Annotated in this window: 18 protein-coding genes; 4 read left to right on the forward strand and 14 right to left on the reverse strand. The window is 35.0% G+C overall.

The window, feature by feature from the left end; all coding sequences use genetic code 11:
- The first annotated feature begins 342 nt into the window (after positions 1 to 342).
- The gene (locus tag MKY60_RS10310; protein ID WP_241599123.1) at positions 343 to 732 is read left to right on the forward strand and encodes a cytochrome C oxidase subunit II; all 390 of its coding nucleotides are present in this window, start codon (positions 343 to 345) and stop codon (positions 730 to 732) included.
- A 185-nt stretch (positions 733 to 917) separates the two neighbouring features.
- Here the strand turns inward: MKY60_RS10310 and MKY60_RS10315 are convergent, their stop codons facing one another.
- From MKY60_RS10315 to MKY60_RS10380, 14 genes are all read right to left on the reverse strand, one after another.
- Positions 918 to 1505, reverse strand: coding sequence for a YdhK family protein (locus MKY60_RS10315; protein ID WP_241599121.1), 588 nt, complete (start codon positions 1503 to 1505; stop codon positions 918 to 920).
- 472 nt (positions 1506 to 1977) lie between these two features.
- Positions 1978 to 2352: a hypothetical protein gene (locus MKY60_RS10320; RefSeq protein WP_241599120.1), complete on the reverse strand. Its 375-nt coding sequence runs from the start codon at positions 2350 to 2352 to the stop codon at positions 1978 to 1980.
- Positions 2353 to 2720: 368 nt separating this feature from the next.
- On the reverse strand, positions 2721 to 5138 hold the full coding sequence (locus MKY60_RS10325) for a heavy metal translocating P-type ATPase (RefSeq protein WP_241599119.1): 2418 nt from the start codon (positions 5136 to 5138) through the stop codon (positions 2721 to 2723).
- Between the two features lie 83 nt (positions 5139 to 5221).
- Positions 5222 to 5428, reverse strand: coding sequence for a copper chaperone CopZ (gene copZ / locus MKY60_RS10330; protein WP_241599118.1), 207 nt, complete (start codon positions 5426 to 5428; stop codon positions 5222 to 5224).
- 109 nt (positions 5429 to 5537) lie between these two features.
- Entirely contained in the window at positions 5538 to 5750 is a 213-nt protein-coding gene (locus MKY60_RS10335) for a copper ion binding protein (RefSeq protein WP_241599117.1), read from the reverse strand.
- Positions 5751 to 5765: 15 nt separating this feature from the next.
- Entirely contained in the window at positions 5766 to 6080 is a 315-nt protein-coding gene (locus MKY60_RS10340; RefSeq protein WP_241599347.1) for a metal-sensing transcriptional repressor, read from the reverse strand.
- Between the two features lie 127 nt (positions 6081 to 6207).
- Positions 6208 to 7122, reverse strand: a complete 915-nt coding sequence (locus tag MKY60_RS10345) for a plastocyanin/azurin family copper-binding protein (protein ID WP_241599116.1) — start codon at positions 7120 to 7122, stop codon at positions 6208 to 6210.
- 157 nt (positions 7123 to 7279) lie between these two features.
- Positions 7280 to 9460: a copper-translocating P-type ATPase gene (locus MKY60_RS10350; RefSeq protein ID WP_340879718.1), complete on the reverse strand. Its 2181-nt coding sequence runs from the start codon at positions 9458 to 9460 to the stop codon at positions 7280 to 7282.
- A gap of 130 nt (positions 9461 to 9590) precedes the next feature.
- Positions 9591 to 10325 carry an urease accessory protein UreH domain-containing protein gene (locus tag MKY60_RS10355; RefSeq protein ID WP_241599113.1) on the reverse strand — a complete coding sequence of 245 codons (735 nt, stop codon included), beginning with the start codon at positions 10323 to 10325 and terminating at the stop codon, positions 9591 to 9593.
- 22 nt (positions 10326 to 10347) lie between these two features.
- The gene (locus MKY60_RS10360) at positions 10348 to 11271 is read right to left on the reverse strand and encodes a F510_1955 family glycosylhydrolase (RefSeq protein ID WP_241599112.1); all 924 of its coding nucleotides are present in this window, start codon (positions 11269 to 11271) and stop codon (positions 10348 to 10350) included.
- A 15-nt stretch (positions 11272 to 11286) separates the two neighbouring features.
- The gene (locus MKY60_RS10365; RefSeq protein ID WP_241599111.1) at positions 11287 to 11964 is read right to left on the reverse strand and encodes a response regulator transcription factor; all 678 of its coding nucleotides are present in this window, start codon (positions 11962 to 11964) and stop codon (positions 11287 to 11289) included.
- Between the two features lie 53 nt (positions 11965 to 12017).
- Positions 12018 to 13379, reverse strand: a complete 1362-nt coding sequence (locus MKY60_RS10370) for a sensor histidine kinase (protein ID WP_340929753.1) — start codon at positions 13377 to 13379, stop codon at positions 12018 to 12020.
- A 56-nt stretch (positions 13380 to 13435) separates the two neighbouring features.
- Positions 13436 to 13969, reverse strand: coding sequence for a thiol-disulfide oxidoreductase ResA (resA, locus tag MKY60_RS10375; RefSeq protein WP_241599109.1), 534 nt, complete (start codon positions 13967 to 13969; stop codon positions 13436 to 13438).
- 42 nt (positions 13970 to 14011) lie between these two features.
- Complete coding sequence (locus MKY60_RS10380; RefSeq protein WP_241599108.1) at positions 14012 to 14722, reverse strand: cytochrome c biogenesis CcdA family protein; 711 nt, start codon at positions 14720 to 14722, stop codon at positions 14012 to 14014.
- 431 nt (positions 14723 to 15153) lie between these two features.
- On the opposite strand from MKY60_RS10380, the gene MKY60_RS10385 reads away from it, so the two are divergent.
- From MKY60_RS10385 to MKY60_RS10395, 3 genes are read left to right on the forward strand one after another with little or no spacing between them, the layout of a single operon-like run.
- On the forward strand, positions 15154 to 15414 hold the full coding sequence (locus tag MKY60_RS10385; protein ID WP_340879721.1) for a hypothetical protein: 261 nt from the start codon (positions 15154 to 15156) through the stop codon (positions 15412 to 15414).
- Positions 15415 to 15429: 15 nt separating this feature from the next.
- The gene (locus tag MKY60_RS10390) at positions 15430 to 16134 is read left to right on the forward strand and encodes a response regulator transcription factor (RefSeq protein ID WP_241599106.1); all 705 of its coding nucleotides are present in this window, start codon (positions 15430 to 15432) and stop codon (positions 16132 to 16134) included.
- Entirely contained in the window at positions 16131 to 17528 is a 1398-nt protein-coding gene (locus tag MKY60_RS10395) for a sensor histidine kinase (protein ID WP_241599105.1), read from the forward strand. Before MKY60_RS10390 ends, MKY60_RS10395 begins: the two co-directional genes overlap by 4 nt.
- Positions 17529 to 17562 lie beyond the last annotated feature (34 nt).

Here is a 17562-nt window from a genome sequence, read left to right on the forward strand (position 1 = left end):
CCCTCTTCTCTTGATTATTTCTTTTGTAGCGTAACAAAAGAATATGAAAAAAATATGCAGATGAGGGGCGTGTAACAAATCCGCCATAATATATGTATAAAATTTACAGTATTTAATTGCAATTCTAAAGGGTAAATTGATCCCGTAAATACACCTAAGTAGATATTAAGGGCACTTTGTTTCATCTGATTCAATATTGAATGAATGTGAAATTTATTACTCAATAATAATCGTTCATCATTCTGTCATATTTTCTCCATGGAAAATGGATAAATGATAGATATCATTATGTATAGAGGGATATAAAGAAATAAATCCCCAAACACATAGGAGGTATTCATATTGAAAAAATGGTTATTGGCAACGTTTTTCTTAAGTGTTTTGTTTGTTCTTGCCGCGTGTGGTGGGAAGGATACAAGTAATGGAACTGGACAGGTAGAAAATACAAGTTCTTCAGATGAAGCAAACGTTAGCAATGAATTAAATATTACGGCAATCAATTTTGAATTCGATCAGACAGAATACACTGTAAAATCCGGTGAAACGGTTAAAATATCTTTTGCAAACAAGGAAGGTATGCACGGAATTTCTATCGATGGTCTTGATGTTGACATCAAAGGTGATGGAGGGGCCACTTTCACACCTCCAGAGCCGGGAGAATATACAATCTATTGTAATATTCCATGTGGGACGGGACACGCCGATATGAAGTCAACACTAATTGTCACTTAACTTTAAGTAATTTTACTAACTTTTATTAAATGTAGACGATAAAAGATTAGAACAAGCTAGATATGTTTTATACAAGGTAAGAGTTTAAAACTCTTCACCTTGTTATTTTACTTAAAACCCCCTGTAAAAAGAGCTTATTCTTTGACGAATAAGCTCTTTTTACGGGGGTTTAAGGAATTTATCCTTTATTTAGCAGACAGTTCACTTTCAGTTACCCATTTATGATTTTTGACTTCTTCTCCACCAGTTGTCGGAATGTAATCAACCATATACACAGTTGTATCTTCGGATGAATCAATTTCCGCAGTTGCTCCTTTCATTCCTTCCATATGATCTGCTTCTATAGTTACTGTAGAACCGGGTTCTAAAGTATTATCACCAGCATCTTTTATCTCTTCTTGAATGACCCATTTATGATTTTCTACTCTTTCTCCACCAGTTGTCGGAGTATATGAAATTGTATAAACTGTAGTGTCGTAGGCACCCACTATAGTTGCCTCGGCACCCTTCATGCCTTCCATGTGATCTGTTTCCAGAATCGCTTGACTTCCTTCTTCAAAAGTTGGATTTTCAGCTACTTTTAAGCCTTCAGGAACTTCTCCTGATCCAGACATGTCCATACTTGAATGATCCATACCTTCCATATTTTCACCAGAACTTTCGTTCGTGTCCACGCTTTCATTTGTGTTCGTTTCCTTTTCATCACCAGCACAAGCAGACATTGTAACTGTGATAGCCAACGAACCAAGTACCATAATTAATTTTTTTCTCATTGTTATCCTCCTCTAAACTCTAATAAATTTACAACAAGATACACCTCGTTGTTTTAAACATCTTACACTGAAATTATGGAAAAATTATGCAGACCAGTTACTCAATATTGTAATGAACTGAATTTTATCACTATGTAAATTGTCTTTATAAATTTATTGTTCCCTATGTGATTGAAAAAAAACTAGGAACTTTAGATTAATTTTAAATTAAACGGCCTTTTTTAAACACCGTAGCACATCATATTTTTTATATTGTTTTCCTACAATTTGTATATCAATGCAGTAAATAAGATAACTTGTATTAACAGTAAACGACGTAACAACAAAATAATCAATTCTTCCGTACAAATAATTTTACATACAAAACGAGCATTGATTCTTGTGAAATCAACGCTCTCGTTAATATTAAATAATATCTATCATATTGGTTACTATTAGTTATTCACTTAAGAGTAGTAAAGTCTAGAAACAATTATATAAAAAACCACCTGATAGAGGCCCAGGATATCAATAGAAAAGCGCTTGATATAGCGAAGAAATACCAAATAAACTGTCTACTTTCTTGATTTTGCAGTTTTTTATAATCTTTATAAGAGATTTCCCCCATAGCGTACCTTAACCCATTTTCATTTGGTTCTACACTAATTTGTAATCCTTCATTGTTTTCTAAATTTACCCTTGTAATTAGTGATATTTCTTTTCCGCTACTTTGCATTGTGAAATCTTGTATTCCAACATTCTTTTCACTAATAAAATCCAAACTTACCGGTTTATATATAGAGTTTTTAATTATCTTATCACTTATGATAAGAGCTTGTTGTTCGATTACATTAGTTGAAAAGCACATATTTTTCACCTCATAATTATTATATTCAATCATGTTCTAAAGGTACTCAAATGCGTAAAATAAAGGTGATTATTGCCTTGAAATTCTATAATAGAATGGTAAACTTTATCTTTATTCGGAAGACTTTTAAATACCTTACAAAAAACATGTTAATAGTGCAAACTTAGTGATTATTCATAGATAAAATTATGGAGGTTTTAACCAAAGGCTAGATACAGAAGTTGTATCTTTCCACTTCTTTATAGGTTGGGTATTTTATTTATTAATGATTTCATAATTAGTGTACGTAGTAGTCTATTATTGAAATTTTTTACACACCATGTAAGATAAATAAAATTAGCCCACCGAAGTGGGTCAGATTAAAATTTTTACTTTTCTAGTTTTACTCTTTGAAGTCGTAATGCATTTAGGACAACAGATACGGAACTAAATGCCATAGCCGCCCCCGCTACCCAAGGTGCTAGTAACCCGACTGCGGCAATCGGTATGCCTAACGTGTTATATGCGAATGCCCAAAACAGATTCTGTTTAATATTTCTCATCGTTTTGTGGCTCATAATAATTGCATCGGCTATGCTGTTTAAGTCTCCTCTAATCAATGTTATATCTGCAGCTTCCATCGCAACGTCTGTTCCTGTTCCAATTGCCATCCCGATATTTGCGACTGCAAGAGCTGGAGCATCATTAATTCCATCTCCAACCATTGCTACTTTCTTTCCAGCTACCTGAAGTTTTTTAACTTCTTCGGCTTTTCCTTCAGGAAGTACCTCAGCGATAACATGATCTATTCCAACCTCATTACCAATCGCTTTAGCTGTACGTTGGTTATCACCAGTCATCATAATCACTTCAATATTCATATTGCGTAAACGCTTGATGGCTTTCTTAGACGTTTCCTTGATTGTATCCGCAACCGCAATAAGCCCTGCATATTGACCGTCTATACTTGCCAGCATCGCAGTTTTCCCATTTGCCTCTAATTCTTCCATTATTGTTAATATGTTAGAAATATCCACGTGATACTGATTCATTAATTTTCGAGTTCCTACAAGAACTTCTTTTTGATTAACTGTTGTTTTTACTCCATATCCAGGGATTGCTTCGAAATCTTGAACTGTACCGAGTAATATCCCTCTATTTTGAATTCCTTTCACAATTGCTTCCGCAAGTGGATGTTCCGATTGTTTCTCTGCTGTACCAACCAAAGAAAGAAACTCCTCTTCATTTACACCATCTGCAACAATTACATCAGTTAACTCTGGTTTACCATTTGTAACTGTACCAGTTTTATCAACAACTACTGTATCAATATGGTGCGTGGTTTCGAGATGTTCTCCACCTTTAAACAGAATACCAAACTCAGCTGCCCGACCTGAACCTGCCATAATGGAGGTGGGTGTTGCAAGACCAAGTGCACATGGACATGCAATAACAAGAACGGCAATCAGAGCTTCGAGTGCAGGAGTAACTTCTCCTGGGTTCACCCATATAATCCATACTAAAAAAGTAATAATGCCAATACCTATTACAATTGGCACGAACACGCCAGATATTTTGTCTGCAAGCCTTTGAATTGGGGCTTTGGATCCTTGAGCATCTTCCACTACTTTAATTATTTGAGAAAGAGCTGTGTCTCTTCCGATTTTCGTTGCTTTCATTCTAATAAAACCATTTTTATTAATTGTAGATCCAAACAAAGAATCACCAATCGTTTTATCGACTGGAATACTTTCACCAGTTAACATTGACTCGTCGACAGCAGAGTTTCCCTCCATAACCTCTCCATCAACCGGTATTTTTTCACCAGGTTTCACTAAAATAATATCTCCAGTTACAACTTCTTCAAGAGGTATTTCTATTTCCTTTTCATCTCTTAGGACCAAGGCTGTTTTAGCTTGAAGTCCCATAAGCTTTTTAATAGCCTCAGATGAACGCCCCTTTGCTTTTGCTTCGAAAAGTTTACCTAATATAATTAGGGTAATCAGCACTGAGCTCGTTTCAAAGTACAGTTGGGCAGTGTGATGCTCACCTATGGTAATGATGGCCTGATAAACACTATAAAAATAAGCTGCGGATGTTCCCATAACAACTAGGACATCCATATTGGCACTCCCATTTCGCAATGCTTTATAAGCACTTACATAAAACTGTTTCCCAATGACAAATTGGACTGGTGTTGCCAGAGCCATTTGTACCCATGGATTCATAAGAAAATCGGGCATATAAATAAATGATGTAAAAGAAAAGTGACCAACCATAGACCACAATAAGGGAAGAGACAAAATTGCAGAGATAATAAATTTTTTCTTTTGTTTTTGAATGACTTGCTCTCGGTAATCTATTGCTTCTTTTTCATCTTCTTTATTGATTGCCCCATATCCTAATTTCTCCACTCGCGCAATAATATCCGAAACGTTAATCTGAGAAGGATTATATTCAATAGTTGCATTTTCAAGCGCTAGATTTACGTTGGCAAATGAAACTCCCTCTAGCTTGTTAAGACCTTTTTCAATTCTCGTAGCGCAGGCAGCGCAGGTCATTCCTGTTATTGCAAACTCTTTATTCTCCTTTGCGACGCCATACCCTAGATCTTGAATTTTCTTTTCAAGATCTTGATTTGTCAATTTTTCAGGATCGTATTTAATCGTAGACTTTTCAAGAGCCAAGTTTACGTTGGCTTGTTCTACGCCCTCCATTTTATTTAGGCCTTTTTCAATTCTTGTTGCACAGGCCGCACAGGTCATCCCTGTAATTTGTAGGCTGGTTTCTTTTACTTCATTACTCATTTTGTTTTAACCTCTCCTTTAAATACTGCCAGGGGGTATAGATGGAAGTAAGAAAGAGAGTGCCAAATAGCACTCTTACTCTTTTATTCCACGTCATAACCTTGGTCATCAATTGTTGCCTTAATTTTATCTACATTTACCTTTTCTGAATCAAAAGCTACATCCACTTTACCTGAATCTAAATGAACCTTTACAAGACTAACACCTTCTAATTTTCCTACACTACCTTCAACAGCACTCACACAATGACCGCAAGACATTCCACTCACATTCAATGTTACGTTTTCCATATTTCTCACTTCTCCTTTTTCGATTAATAATAATTAATACTGCATACTGTGTAGGGGTATAATTTACAGAAAAAATCAGTGATTTACAAGCCAAACTTTCTTATTAATTTTAGGCAACTACTGTATATCCTTTACCTTCAATAGCATCCGTAATTTGTTTAATATCTGTTTGCGAATCATTAAACTCTATATCCACTTTTCCCGTTTCTAATTGCACATTAACTTTCTCCACACCACTAAGTGCGTTAACGCTATTTTCAACAGATTTTACGCACCCCCCACAAGTCATTCCTTGAACTTGTATTGTAACTTGATTTGCCATTTAAAATTCCTCCTCTTATTTTTTCATTAATTTTTGAATCGTAACTAATAATTCATCAAGCACTTCATCGTCACCCTCAGCTAACCTATCCACTACACAGCCTTTTAAGTGTCCTTGTAAAAGTACCTTAGCAACACTATTTAGAGCGGATTGAGTTGCAGAAAGCTGTGTGATTATATCGTCACAATAGACGTCTTTGTCTACCATACCTTTTATTCCTCGGATCTGACCTTCAATACGGTTTAATCGATTTGTTAGATCCTTTTTCACATGCTCAGGATGATGACTTTTTCTACAAGATATATCGGGTGTGACTTTACTTTCTTCCATTACATTGTCCAACTAAGCAACCTCCTATCCTTATATATATAATACAATACCTACCAGGGGTATGTAAAGCGTAATGATTTTTGTTAATGTAGATATTTAAGATTCTTAATTATCTCCCTAAAACTTTCTAATTCACAAGTACCTGACCGACCATTCCAGATTCTTTATGGCCTGGGATTGTGCAAATATATTTATATACCCCTGTGCCAACAGGGGTGAAAGTTAATTGCTCTGAACTATTAGGTTCGGCATGAAGATGTATCAAGTTTTCTTCTGTCCCATGATTATGCGTAGATTCGCTAGAACTATTAAGAGTTGGGATTTTCATTTCAATATCATGTTCGACGTTATCCATATTTTCAAGAACAACAGTGATCGGTTGATTTTTTTTTAAAACAATTTCTGTTAGGGAGTACTTCATATTTTCAGCTTGTATAGTAATAACTTTTGAGTTATTTTCTATCTTATTCTCTACGTTATTAGAATGGTCGTTATGGTCTTGTGAAGGTGAAGGTGTAGTAGATATGGAACTCACTTGTTTTTCGGCAAAAGAAACACCTCCTACAAAATAAAAAATAATGCTAGCTGCTAGGATGATTGGCTTTAATAACCAAATTTTATTTTCTATTTTTTGATTTTTCTTATGCGGTAACAAGAAAAATAAAAAGATAGTAGTAATGGATATCAATAAGAATAATCTTATTAAACTCATTGATTGTTCTTGGTTGATCATTTCTCCCACCATCGCACCCATCATACCGCCCATGAGACCAGACATTATTCCTTCTAATATGGACAAAATTCCAAAATATCGTCCACATATTGAACCTGCTAATATGCCAATAGCCATGGAAAGAATTGTTGATAAAAATAGATTCCCTTGTAATGTTACACCTAGGAGAACGCCCGCAGTCAATCCAATATTCATACCAAAAAACATAGAAGTAACCATCCCTTGCATGGGATTAAATATTTTTTTTGAATGCCTAGCTAAAAGAAGGATTATTAACGTTAACACGGTAAGTGACGCTAAAATAAACATTTGATAGAACCCCATCAATCCACCCTTTTTGTTTTTTATAATTCTTTTTCTATATTCTAGATTATATTTAATACCCCTTTATGGTATGCATGCAAAAAAATATCCCTGTGTATAAATTTTTTAGACACAGGGAACATCCTTGCTTGTGAACATCATTTTAGTCAATCTTTAATAACTGAGCATTAATTGCACAGATAATGGTGCTTAGTGACATAACCACCGCTCCAATTGCTGGAGTTATTACAATACCTATACCGAATAAAACTCCTGCTGCTAGAGGAATAGCGATAATATTGTATCCGGCAGCCCATCCTAAGTTTTGAACCATTTTTCGATGACTTGCTTTAGATAGCTTGAAAATACTTAAGATATCTACCGGGTTACTATTGACTAGTACAACATCTGCTGTTTCAATCGCAACGTCTGTACCTGCGCCAATCGCAATTCCTAAATCAGCTTCTGCTAATGCAGGTGCATCATTAATACCATCACCTATCATCGCAACTTTTTTACCACCTTCTTTTAATTTCTTCACATTATTTGATTTTTCATGTGGTAAAACTTCTGCAATTACTTTTATAATACCAAGTTTTTCACCTACGTAATTTGCTACTCGACTATTATCACCAGTCATCATAACTGTTTCAATACCAAGATCATTCAGTTCTTTAATGACTTGATAAGAGGATTCTCTGATAATATCTGCTAAAGCAATCATCCCTTGTAGCACATTATTTTTTAACACGAAAACGACGGTTTTACCTTGTTGTGCAAGTTTTTCATACGTATTTTCATCAAACGAAATTTGATTTGCTCTCATTGCACCAGGACTAACAACCGCAATTTCTGCACCATTAACTTTTGCAATTAGTCCTTTTCCAGTTAGATTTTGATAATCCTTTACCTCATAAAGACCTAAATTGCGTTCCTTCCCCTCTTTCACAATTCCTTTTGCAATTGGATGATCCGATTGCGTTTCAACGGAGTAGGCTAGTTTCAATAGCTCCTCTTCATTAACACCTTTACTTGGATGAACATCGGTCACACCAAAGTTTCCTTCCGTTAAAGTACCTGTTTTATCAAAAACAACACGATTAATTTTAAATGCCCCTTCAAATGCGGTCCGGTTACGGATTAACAGTCCTTTTTTTGCGGCAATGGAAGTTGATCTTGAAGTAACTAATGGACCAGCTAGACCTAGTGCGTGTGGACAAGCAATAATTAAGACAGTAACCATTCTTTCTAATGCAAAATCAAAATCCCCTGTTGTTGCCCAGTAAACAAGCGTAATAATACCTGCAACTATTGCTACATAAAATAACCATTTGGCTGCGATATCTGCAAATCCTTGCGCTTTCGATTTGGTTTTTTCTGCATCACTTACTAATTGAATTACTTGAGCAAGATAGGTGTCATTACCTGTTTTACTCACTTTAATTTTCAGTACACCTTCCCCATTTACTGCACCACCAATTGCTTCCATACCCGGTGCTTTTTCTATGGGAACAGATTCACCAGTTAACATAGATTCATCAACAGTGGATACTCCTTCAAAAATTACGCCATCAAGCGGAATCTTTTCTCCAGATTTAACAAGAATTTTATCACCTGGATGTAAAACTTCTACTGATACATCTACGATATTTCCTGATTCATCCAATTTATGTGCTTCTTTAGGCATTAATTTGATTAACTCTTCTAACGCTTTAGAGGCGCCCATAATGGATTTCATTTCGATCCAATGTCCGAGAAGCATTATCACGATTAGAGTAGCTAATTCAAAGAAAAAGTCACTTCCTATTATGAAAAAGGCTGTCAATGTACTATATATATAAGCTGTTACGATGGCTAAGGAGATTAATAACATCATTCCAGGAGCTCTGTCTTTTAGCTCACTCCATGCACCAAGTAAAAACGGCTTCCCACCAAATAAAAAGACAATAGTTGAAAGCAAGAATAATAATAAAGTGTCCCCTGTAAAGTTGACTTCATAACCAAATAGCATTTGAATCATCATGGATAAGTATGAAATAGGTATAGCCAGTATTAAGGATACCCAGAAGCGTTTTTTAAAGTCCCCGACCATATGTCCATGATGGGTAGAATGACCACCACCATGATTTCCATTTTGGCTGTGGTCGTGACCTTTGTGCATATTGTGATCGTGTTCACTGTGACTGTGTTGGATGTTATCTTCGTGCACGCTTTGGTCATCTTCACTGTTGTGTTGGCCGTGACCTTTATGCATGCTATGATCATGTTGGCTGTGACCTTCGTGCTTGTTAAGATAGTGTTCGCTTTGGTTGTGCTTATCTTCACTATTACCTTGCTTTTCCATTGTTCTCACTCCCTTTAATTTGAATTCATCTAAAGACTTAAAACATTGTTTCCATTAGTTTTTTCTTCTTGTGATGATTTTAATACACGATCCCCTGGTAAGGTATAGTCATCATTAAAGTTTCTAGTTATTATATTCCCCAATAGGTTATTGTATCAAACACACCAATAATGATAAGAATTACTCCAGCAATTTTTTGGATAATTCCTCCTATCTTCATGCTATTTTTCATAATTAATCGCTTTGCATCGAAAAGCCATATGAATACAAATAGAAGAATCAGTGGAATGGATGTTGCAATCCCAAAAGCGGCAGGTAAGATAAAACCATAAGAGGTTGATACCACGGTTGGCATTAACCAAACGAAAAATAGAACAAACATAGTTGGACAGAATGCTAAAGAAAAACTTGCTCCCAACATAAAAGAACCGAACTTTCCTTCTTTTAATACCATCGGGATATATGTTGATAAACGATTTAAGAATACAAGCTTCAAAATTCCTATAAGTACCAATCCCGTCACAATCATTAAAGGACCAATTAATTGACGAAATATCGGAAAATACTCGGTCATTTTTGTTTCAAACGATTGACCAAACATCCAAGCTAACATACCGATTAAACTAAACACAACAACCTTCCCTGCGATAAAAGATACTATCTCTCCCCAATTACTCTTCATTTGAACGGTACGATTTCCGTAAAAAGTAATTGCACTCATATTTCCTGTCAATTGACACGGTGCCACGGCCCCAATTAAACCAAGAAGGAGTGCAACTACAATTGGATAATGTTCAAAGGAGTTCAAGAAAATAGTAACTGGTTCACTGATTGTTTGACTTATCTTTGACATCAAACTATACATCTATGAGACACCTTCCATTTTCTTATTTTGATAACTCACCATTTGAAGCAAGTTTATCCCAAGAAAATCCATTGTCTTTCGTTATATAAATATTATTGTTATTTGTAACTATAACAAGTTCTTTTTGATTTTCAGGATTTACTGCTATAAAGACGATGGGATCCATCTTCAAATCTTTTGGGAGTTGGATGTCTGTTTCTTCATTATTCTCCAACAAGAAAGATTTTAGATATACCTTATCGTTATCAAAATTAGAATAATAACCTCCTGTCTTATTCAATGTAACATAAGTGATATTTTTAGTATTATTCATTGATTTAAAATTTTGGCCATAATCAGCCGAAACAAATAATCCATCCTTGCTACCAATTGCAATTAATTCTTTACGCGTGGGGTGTGCAGACAAATTAGAAATAAACTTTGAAATAAATCCGTTCATCATTCCTTCCGTCCAAGAGGCTCCTTCATCCGTGGAATAGTGTAGACCTACTTTCATATCTTCAACCGGCATTTCATTTAATACATAAATCGTATTCGAATCATACCCAGCTGCGAGGTAATGAAAATCAATCTCTCCGTAAAATGCTAATTGTTCGAAACTTGCTCCTTTATCTATGCTTTTAATAAGACCAAGAGGATTTTTATATTCAGAGCCTTCTTCAGGATGCCCACTTGAAAAGAATCCTTCTCGTACAGCCTGAAAGCCCATATAATCATGTTTTTGACTACTTGCTTCTTTCCATCCGTCCTTGCCATATTCATATAGTCCAAAATGTGTTGCAATGGCGATATCGTTTCCTCCATTTAAATATCCTAAACCGTGTATATGATCAATTTTACTATTTTTTACTTCCGTAAATGAATATACTTCCTTTTCATTTGAGTTACACGCAGACAGCACTAATATAAGTACTAATAAAACGATAAAAATATTATATTTCTTCATTTTAATCTTGCTCCTTTAGCTCCATTTATATCCGATTCCCCATACTGTCTTAAGAAACTCATCAGTAGGAAAACCATTCGTTTTTAATTTTTCTCTTAAATTTCGAATATGTGAGTCCACTGTTCTCGTATCTGTGTATGTGTCATATTCCCATGCAGCATCCAATAACTCTTCGCGTGTATACGTTTTTTTAGGGCGAGAAATTAATGCTTCGATAATATAAAACTCTTTTAAGGTGAGTTGTACGATCGAATCCTTATATTGTAATGAAAACGTTTCTTTTTCTAACTTCAATCCCTCGTAAATAATAGTCTCTTCCTCTGATTTATCTTCATCTAAACGACGTAAAATCGCATTAACTCTAGCCCCCAATTCATTTTCGTCAAAAGGTTTTGTTATATAATCATCGGCTCCAGTGTTTAATCCTTTTACTAAATCTAACTTATCCGATCTTGCCGTGAGCATAATAATAGGTACATTAGAAAACTCACGTATCTTTTCACATACTTCCCATCCATTCATCTCCGGCATCATGACATCTAATAACACAAGATTAATTTTTTCATTTTTCAGTTTCTCTATCGCTTTCTTGCCACTTGTTTCTTTGATACATTTGAATCCGAGCGGTTGGAGAAATAATTCAATTAGATTTAACATTCTTTGCTCATCATCAACTAATAAAATCGTCCGCATATATGCTCAGGAACCTCCTATTCAATTACGCCTTGAGTAACTTCCGAGTAATACTAAATTATTACGGTAAATGTACTTCCTTTTCCAAAAGTACTTTTTACTTCAATTGTACCTCCATGCGCTTCCACTAACTCTTTCACAACGGCTAGTCCAATTCCCGATCCACCTAATGAACGAGAACGTGACTTTTCAACACGGTAAAGCTTCTCAAATATGAACTCAATTTCATCGGTGGGAATTCCTATTCCAAAATCAATTACAGAGATGATTGTTTTCTTCTCTTTTTTATGAACTGCCAGTGTAACTTCTGTATTTTCTTTAGAATACTTCCATGCATTATCTAGTAAGTTCAATACAATTTGCTCTAATCGTAATGAATCCGCATGGACTTGAAAATTGTCTTCACAAACAAAACTAAGCTTAATATTCTTCATTTCAAAAGAAGGTCCAACTAATTTGATGATGTTTTCAAAAAACGTTTGTGCCCCAAAATTTTCCTTGGACACAGTGAAAGTATTTTCATCCATTTTTGCTAAGTCTAATAAATTTTTGACAAGTTCTTTCATTCTTTCTGACTCTTCTGCAATTATTCCAAGATACTGTGCTCGTTCTTCTCCACTAATTTCTTTTCTCATGGCAACATTTGAATATCCAATTAAGTATGTCAAAGGTGTACTTAATTCATGGGCAACTGAAGCTAGAAATTCATTGCGCTCCGTCTTCAACCTCTCTAAGTCATTAGCTAATTTCTGAATTGAACCTGATAAATCCCCAAGTTCATCTTTACCGATGTTCGGAAGACTCACGGCAAAATCCCCTTTACTTAAGTTTTCTGTAGCTTTTTTCATACGGATTAAAGGTCTCGTGAGAAGTCTAGAAAGGACGGTATAAACGATAAATAAGAGGATAATACTTGTCCCACCTGCTATCCCGAAATGCATGTTTAGCTTATCCACCAATTGTTTAAGAGAACTCGTACTTTGAAACATGACAACATAACCAGATTGATCATCACTCACTTTGTAAGGATGTGCACTAATAATATAAGGTGACTTTTTCCACTCTGAAATTAGTACCTTATCTATCTTCGAATCAAGGTTTTTTATAAGTGGAAGAAATTCATTTAAATACTTAGTATTTTCAAACGAGCTACTTATGATTTCACCTTTTTTATCCGTAATAACTACTTCTCTATCTCCCCCTTTTTCCATCAATAGGATATGTTTCATCGTTGTGTCAGAATAGTATTCTACAAGTACTTCCCTGTGATTTGATCCGTTTTTCAATAATAAGGAAAACTCCTCTTCAATTCTTGCATGAATAATATTTCTATGGAGATAAAAAATAAGAAATGTTTCCATTATCAGTACAGCAATAAAAAAGTAGGCTGTTAACTTTGTCGAAATTCTATTCATTAGAACATTTGCACCTTCTCACTAGAAAATCTATATAGTTTATATGAAACCGCATGTTAGTCCGGCATTATTTGCTCCATATACCGCTTAATGCTTTCTTCACTCATCTCGCCGGTGATTATTTTCTCTATTTTCCCTTCTGGGTTAATAAGAATAGTAGTTGGCAAAGGGTTAATATTATAGGTTTCCATTACACTTTTATTGTCATCAATTAAAACTGGAAAAGTTAAGCCTTTTCGATCAATATATTTTTGAACGACAAAATCAGATTCTCCTATGTTTACCGCTAGTATTTGAAGTCCTTGATCTTTCACTTCTTGATACTGTTTGTCCATTAGCGGAAATTCTCTTTCACATGGTTTACACCAAGTTCCCCAAAAGTTCAAAAATACCCCTTGACCTTTGTAATCAGACAATTGATGCTTCTCTTCATTCATATCAACAAGTACAAAATCTGGTGCTGCATCTCCGACTTGTAAAACTTCATTTTTTCCTTTACTTAAGTTAGAGTATATGGTAAAAACAATAACTCCAACCATTAACGTCAAAAGTATGAACCGCATATAAAACCTTTTTTGCTTTTTATCCATGGTAACGATAACCCTACTTTCCTCATTAGTTTTAATCCTGTTCTAAAACCCAGTGAATCCTCCAAAAAAAGGAGTTAAAAATGCAATTATCTTTGTCATCATATCAAAATACAACAAGACACCCATTACAATCATTAAAAATCCACCTAATCTCATAAACAATCCATTTCTTTTTTGAAGAAACTTCATTTTTCCTATAAACAATGACATTATGAGGAATGGAATAGAGAAACCCAGTACATAAAATAGCATATATAGCATTCCTCTTTCAGGGTTAGACATTCCTAAAGCAATTACACCTGCAAGTATAGGTCCTGTACACGGTGTCCATCCCGCTGCAAATCCCATGCCAATCAATACGGACCCTATATAACCTTTAGGTCTTTTTCTAAACTGAACTCTTTTCTCTGATAGTAAAAATTCAAATTTAAAAATTCCAAGGACTACTAAACCAAAAAATACGATAACAATCGCACCTACTTGTCTTAGTAAATCTTGATATTGAATGAAAATCGTCCCGATGAAAGACGTGGAGAATCCTAAAGCCATAAAGATAGCTGAAAAACCAAGTAAAAATAGAAGTGTGTGTACCAATGCCTTCCTATTTAATATTCCCTTTTCTTCTTTTAGTTCATTTAGAGATACCCCGGTAACATATGAGAGAAATGCGGGGTAAAGGGGTAATGAGCAAGGTGATATAAACGACAATAACCCTGCCCCAAAAGCCAAAAATAAACTTAATTGTTCAAACAAATAATTTCACCTATCCTTTTATTATTATCCTCTGAATTAGTATAAAGAATAAATATGAAGAAATTATGCAGAATTCAACATATAAGAATCTAAAAGATTTTATAATGTTCTTTTTGATTTTTTTGTGTCTTAGCGATCTTTTATTATTTCTTCATAATAATGTTTTGCGTAACAAAAACTTTCAGTACAAAAAATAAAAATAATAAATAAGGCAAACCTAATCAAATTGTAGACTTTCCTTGTCTATGAAATCTTCCAGTTTAAATATGAACTTGGATACACTTTTCAAACACAGATTTTTTATGCATTTTTCTAGTTTAATAATTACATTCAATCAAAAGTAAGCTGCAAATATTGATTTTATAATGGAAGAGACCCACTCATTTTGATATAGTATTATGCACCAGTATATCTTCAAACGCGGGCTGACTATGGCTTCAGATGAATCTTCTCAATCCGAGGTAGAGATACTATTAATATTGCTAAAATGCGCAATCTACAGTATGTATTATTCGAACAAAACGTTTCTTTTTCAGGTGACTGGAGTTATCCAAGAAGAGCTTGGCGCTATGTCTCTGACGCCTCATAACTTAAGTTTCTTAACAGACGTGGATGTACAAAATAATGAAAATTACATTACACAAATGGAAAAAAGAATTTATACTTTACATCAGGCAACTATTTTGAAGTAACATGGAGTGATTTGTATGAAAAGAATTTTAATCGTTGAAGATGAACAGTATATGCAGGAACTCATGCGAATCCAACTCCAAAGTCAATTTGATTTAACACTAGTTGATAACGGTGCAGATGTATTGCAAATATTCAAATCAAATGAATTCAATCTCATCTTATTAGACGTCATGCTCCCTTATATCAATGGTTTTGAATTATGCAAGGAAATTCGAAAATCCTCAAACGTACCTATTTTAATGGTCACTGCACGTACGGATTTACAAGATACAGTAAAGGGGCTAGAGCTCGGTGCAGATGATTACGTCACAAAGCCCTTTGAATTTGAAGAGCTTCTCGCTCGCATTAAGTCCTTACTACGTCGTTCTTCTTTTAAAGACGATGAAACAAATGATACGCAAATTTTATCGCTAAACAATGGGACATTAGTCATCAATCTTGATAATCGCAGTGTAACCTTTGATAGTCAGTTCATTGAGCTTACGAGTAAAGAATTTCAGCTACTTGCACTTCTTATGGAATCACCTGAACGCGTATTTACACGTGAAAAGTTACTTGAGCTATTATGGGATTATGCCGAAGAACGTGAACTACGAGCGATTGATTCACACGTAAAAAATATTCGAACGAAATTTAAAAGGATACGACCAGGAGCGAAGATTATTAAAACCGTATGGGGTATGGGCTATCAACTAATTATTCCAGAGGCACTAACATGAAAATAGATAGTATTGTGACGAAGCTTGGCTTAACGATTATGCTGTTATTCTTAACGATTCTTATCCCCTTCGCCATATTTATCGATCGCATTTTCTTAAATGTTTATTCGTTATATTTAGATGAAAATGTACGGACATTAGGTGACCGTATTGAAATAGTTGTCACGGAAACAATGAAAGGTGACTCTAATTTGTATCTTAAGATTCAATCACTAACTGACCATAATTTGGCCTTCTTTAATGAACATGGGATTGTGCAATCAGAAGGTTACTTGGAATATCATCAAGGTAGGAATATTTCAGAGTCTTGGCTGACACGCCTAGAAGCCAATGAATATCTCGCTGGGGAACGCGTTATTCCTAAAACGGAGGAAAATATTTATTATGTCGTCAAACCCTTCATGGAAGATGGAAAGTTTAGTGGTGGGGTCATCATTTTTTCTTCCATTAGTGAACTTCATGCCAAAATGCATGATGTACGTGACTGGATTATACGTACCATAATCGGTGCCATCATTTTAGCACTCATCTATACAATATTTCTTTCGTGGCGCCTCAGTCGTCCGTTAGTGGAAATGGAGAAAACGACACGCGAAATCTCTAAGGGAAATCTTGAAACGAAGGTCCGTGTGCACTCTAGTGATGAAGTGGGCTCCTTAGCCAAAGCGATTAACGATTTAAGTATTGAGCTCAATGATTATCGTATTAACCGCAGTGAATTTTTAGCAAATATCTCGCATGAACTAAGAACACCAACCTCGTATTTAAAGGGCTATGGCAATATTATCAAAAATAAACGTTACCAAACACCAGAAGAGCTTGAAAAATATGCGGGCATCATTGAGAGTGAAGCTAATCGTCTAGCGAAGTTAATCCAAGAGCTATTTGAGCTTTCTAAAATGGAAGAAGGCAATGTTCAACTGTATCGTCAGTATGTGGATATCGATGATCTTGTAGAATCCGTTGTAGAAAAGGTTGCGCTAAAAGCACAGGATTCAAACAATAACATTCGAATGAATGTACATCCAAACCTGTCTGATATTTATACAGATGGTTTACGCCTAGAACAAATTTTAATAAACCTTATGGAAAATGCCGTTCATTATACTGATGGAGGGGATATTGAAATTATTGCGAAACAGGATTATAAACAAATTCTATTTATCATACGTGATGAAGGTCCTGGTATTCCAAAGGAGGACCTCCCTTTAATTTTCAATCGTTTTCACCGCGTGGAAAAATCTCGTGCACGGAATCTAGGTGGTTCTGGCCTTGGTCTAGCCATTGTTGCAGAATTAACAAAACACCTAAAAGGAAAGATTCACGTCGTAAGTACACTAGGAAAAGGTACTTGCATCACTCTTTCCTTACCCCATAAATTACCGGATGAATAATTTTAAATTGTGAATACATGAATTTGTTTCTGCG

This window comes from Psychrobacillus sp. FSL K6-1415 (assembly GCF_038003185.1).
GTDB classification, from domain to species: Bacteria; Bacillota; Bacilli; order Bacillales_A; family Planococcaceae; genus Psychrobacillus; species Psychrobacillus psychrodurans.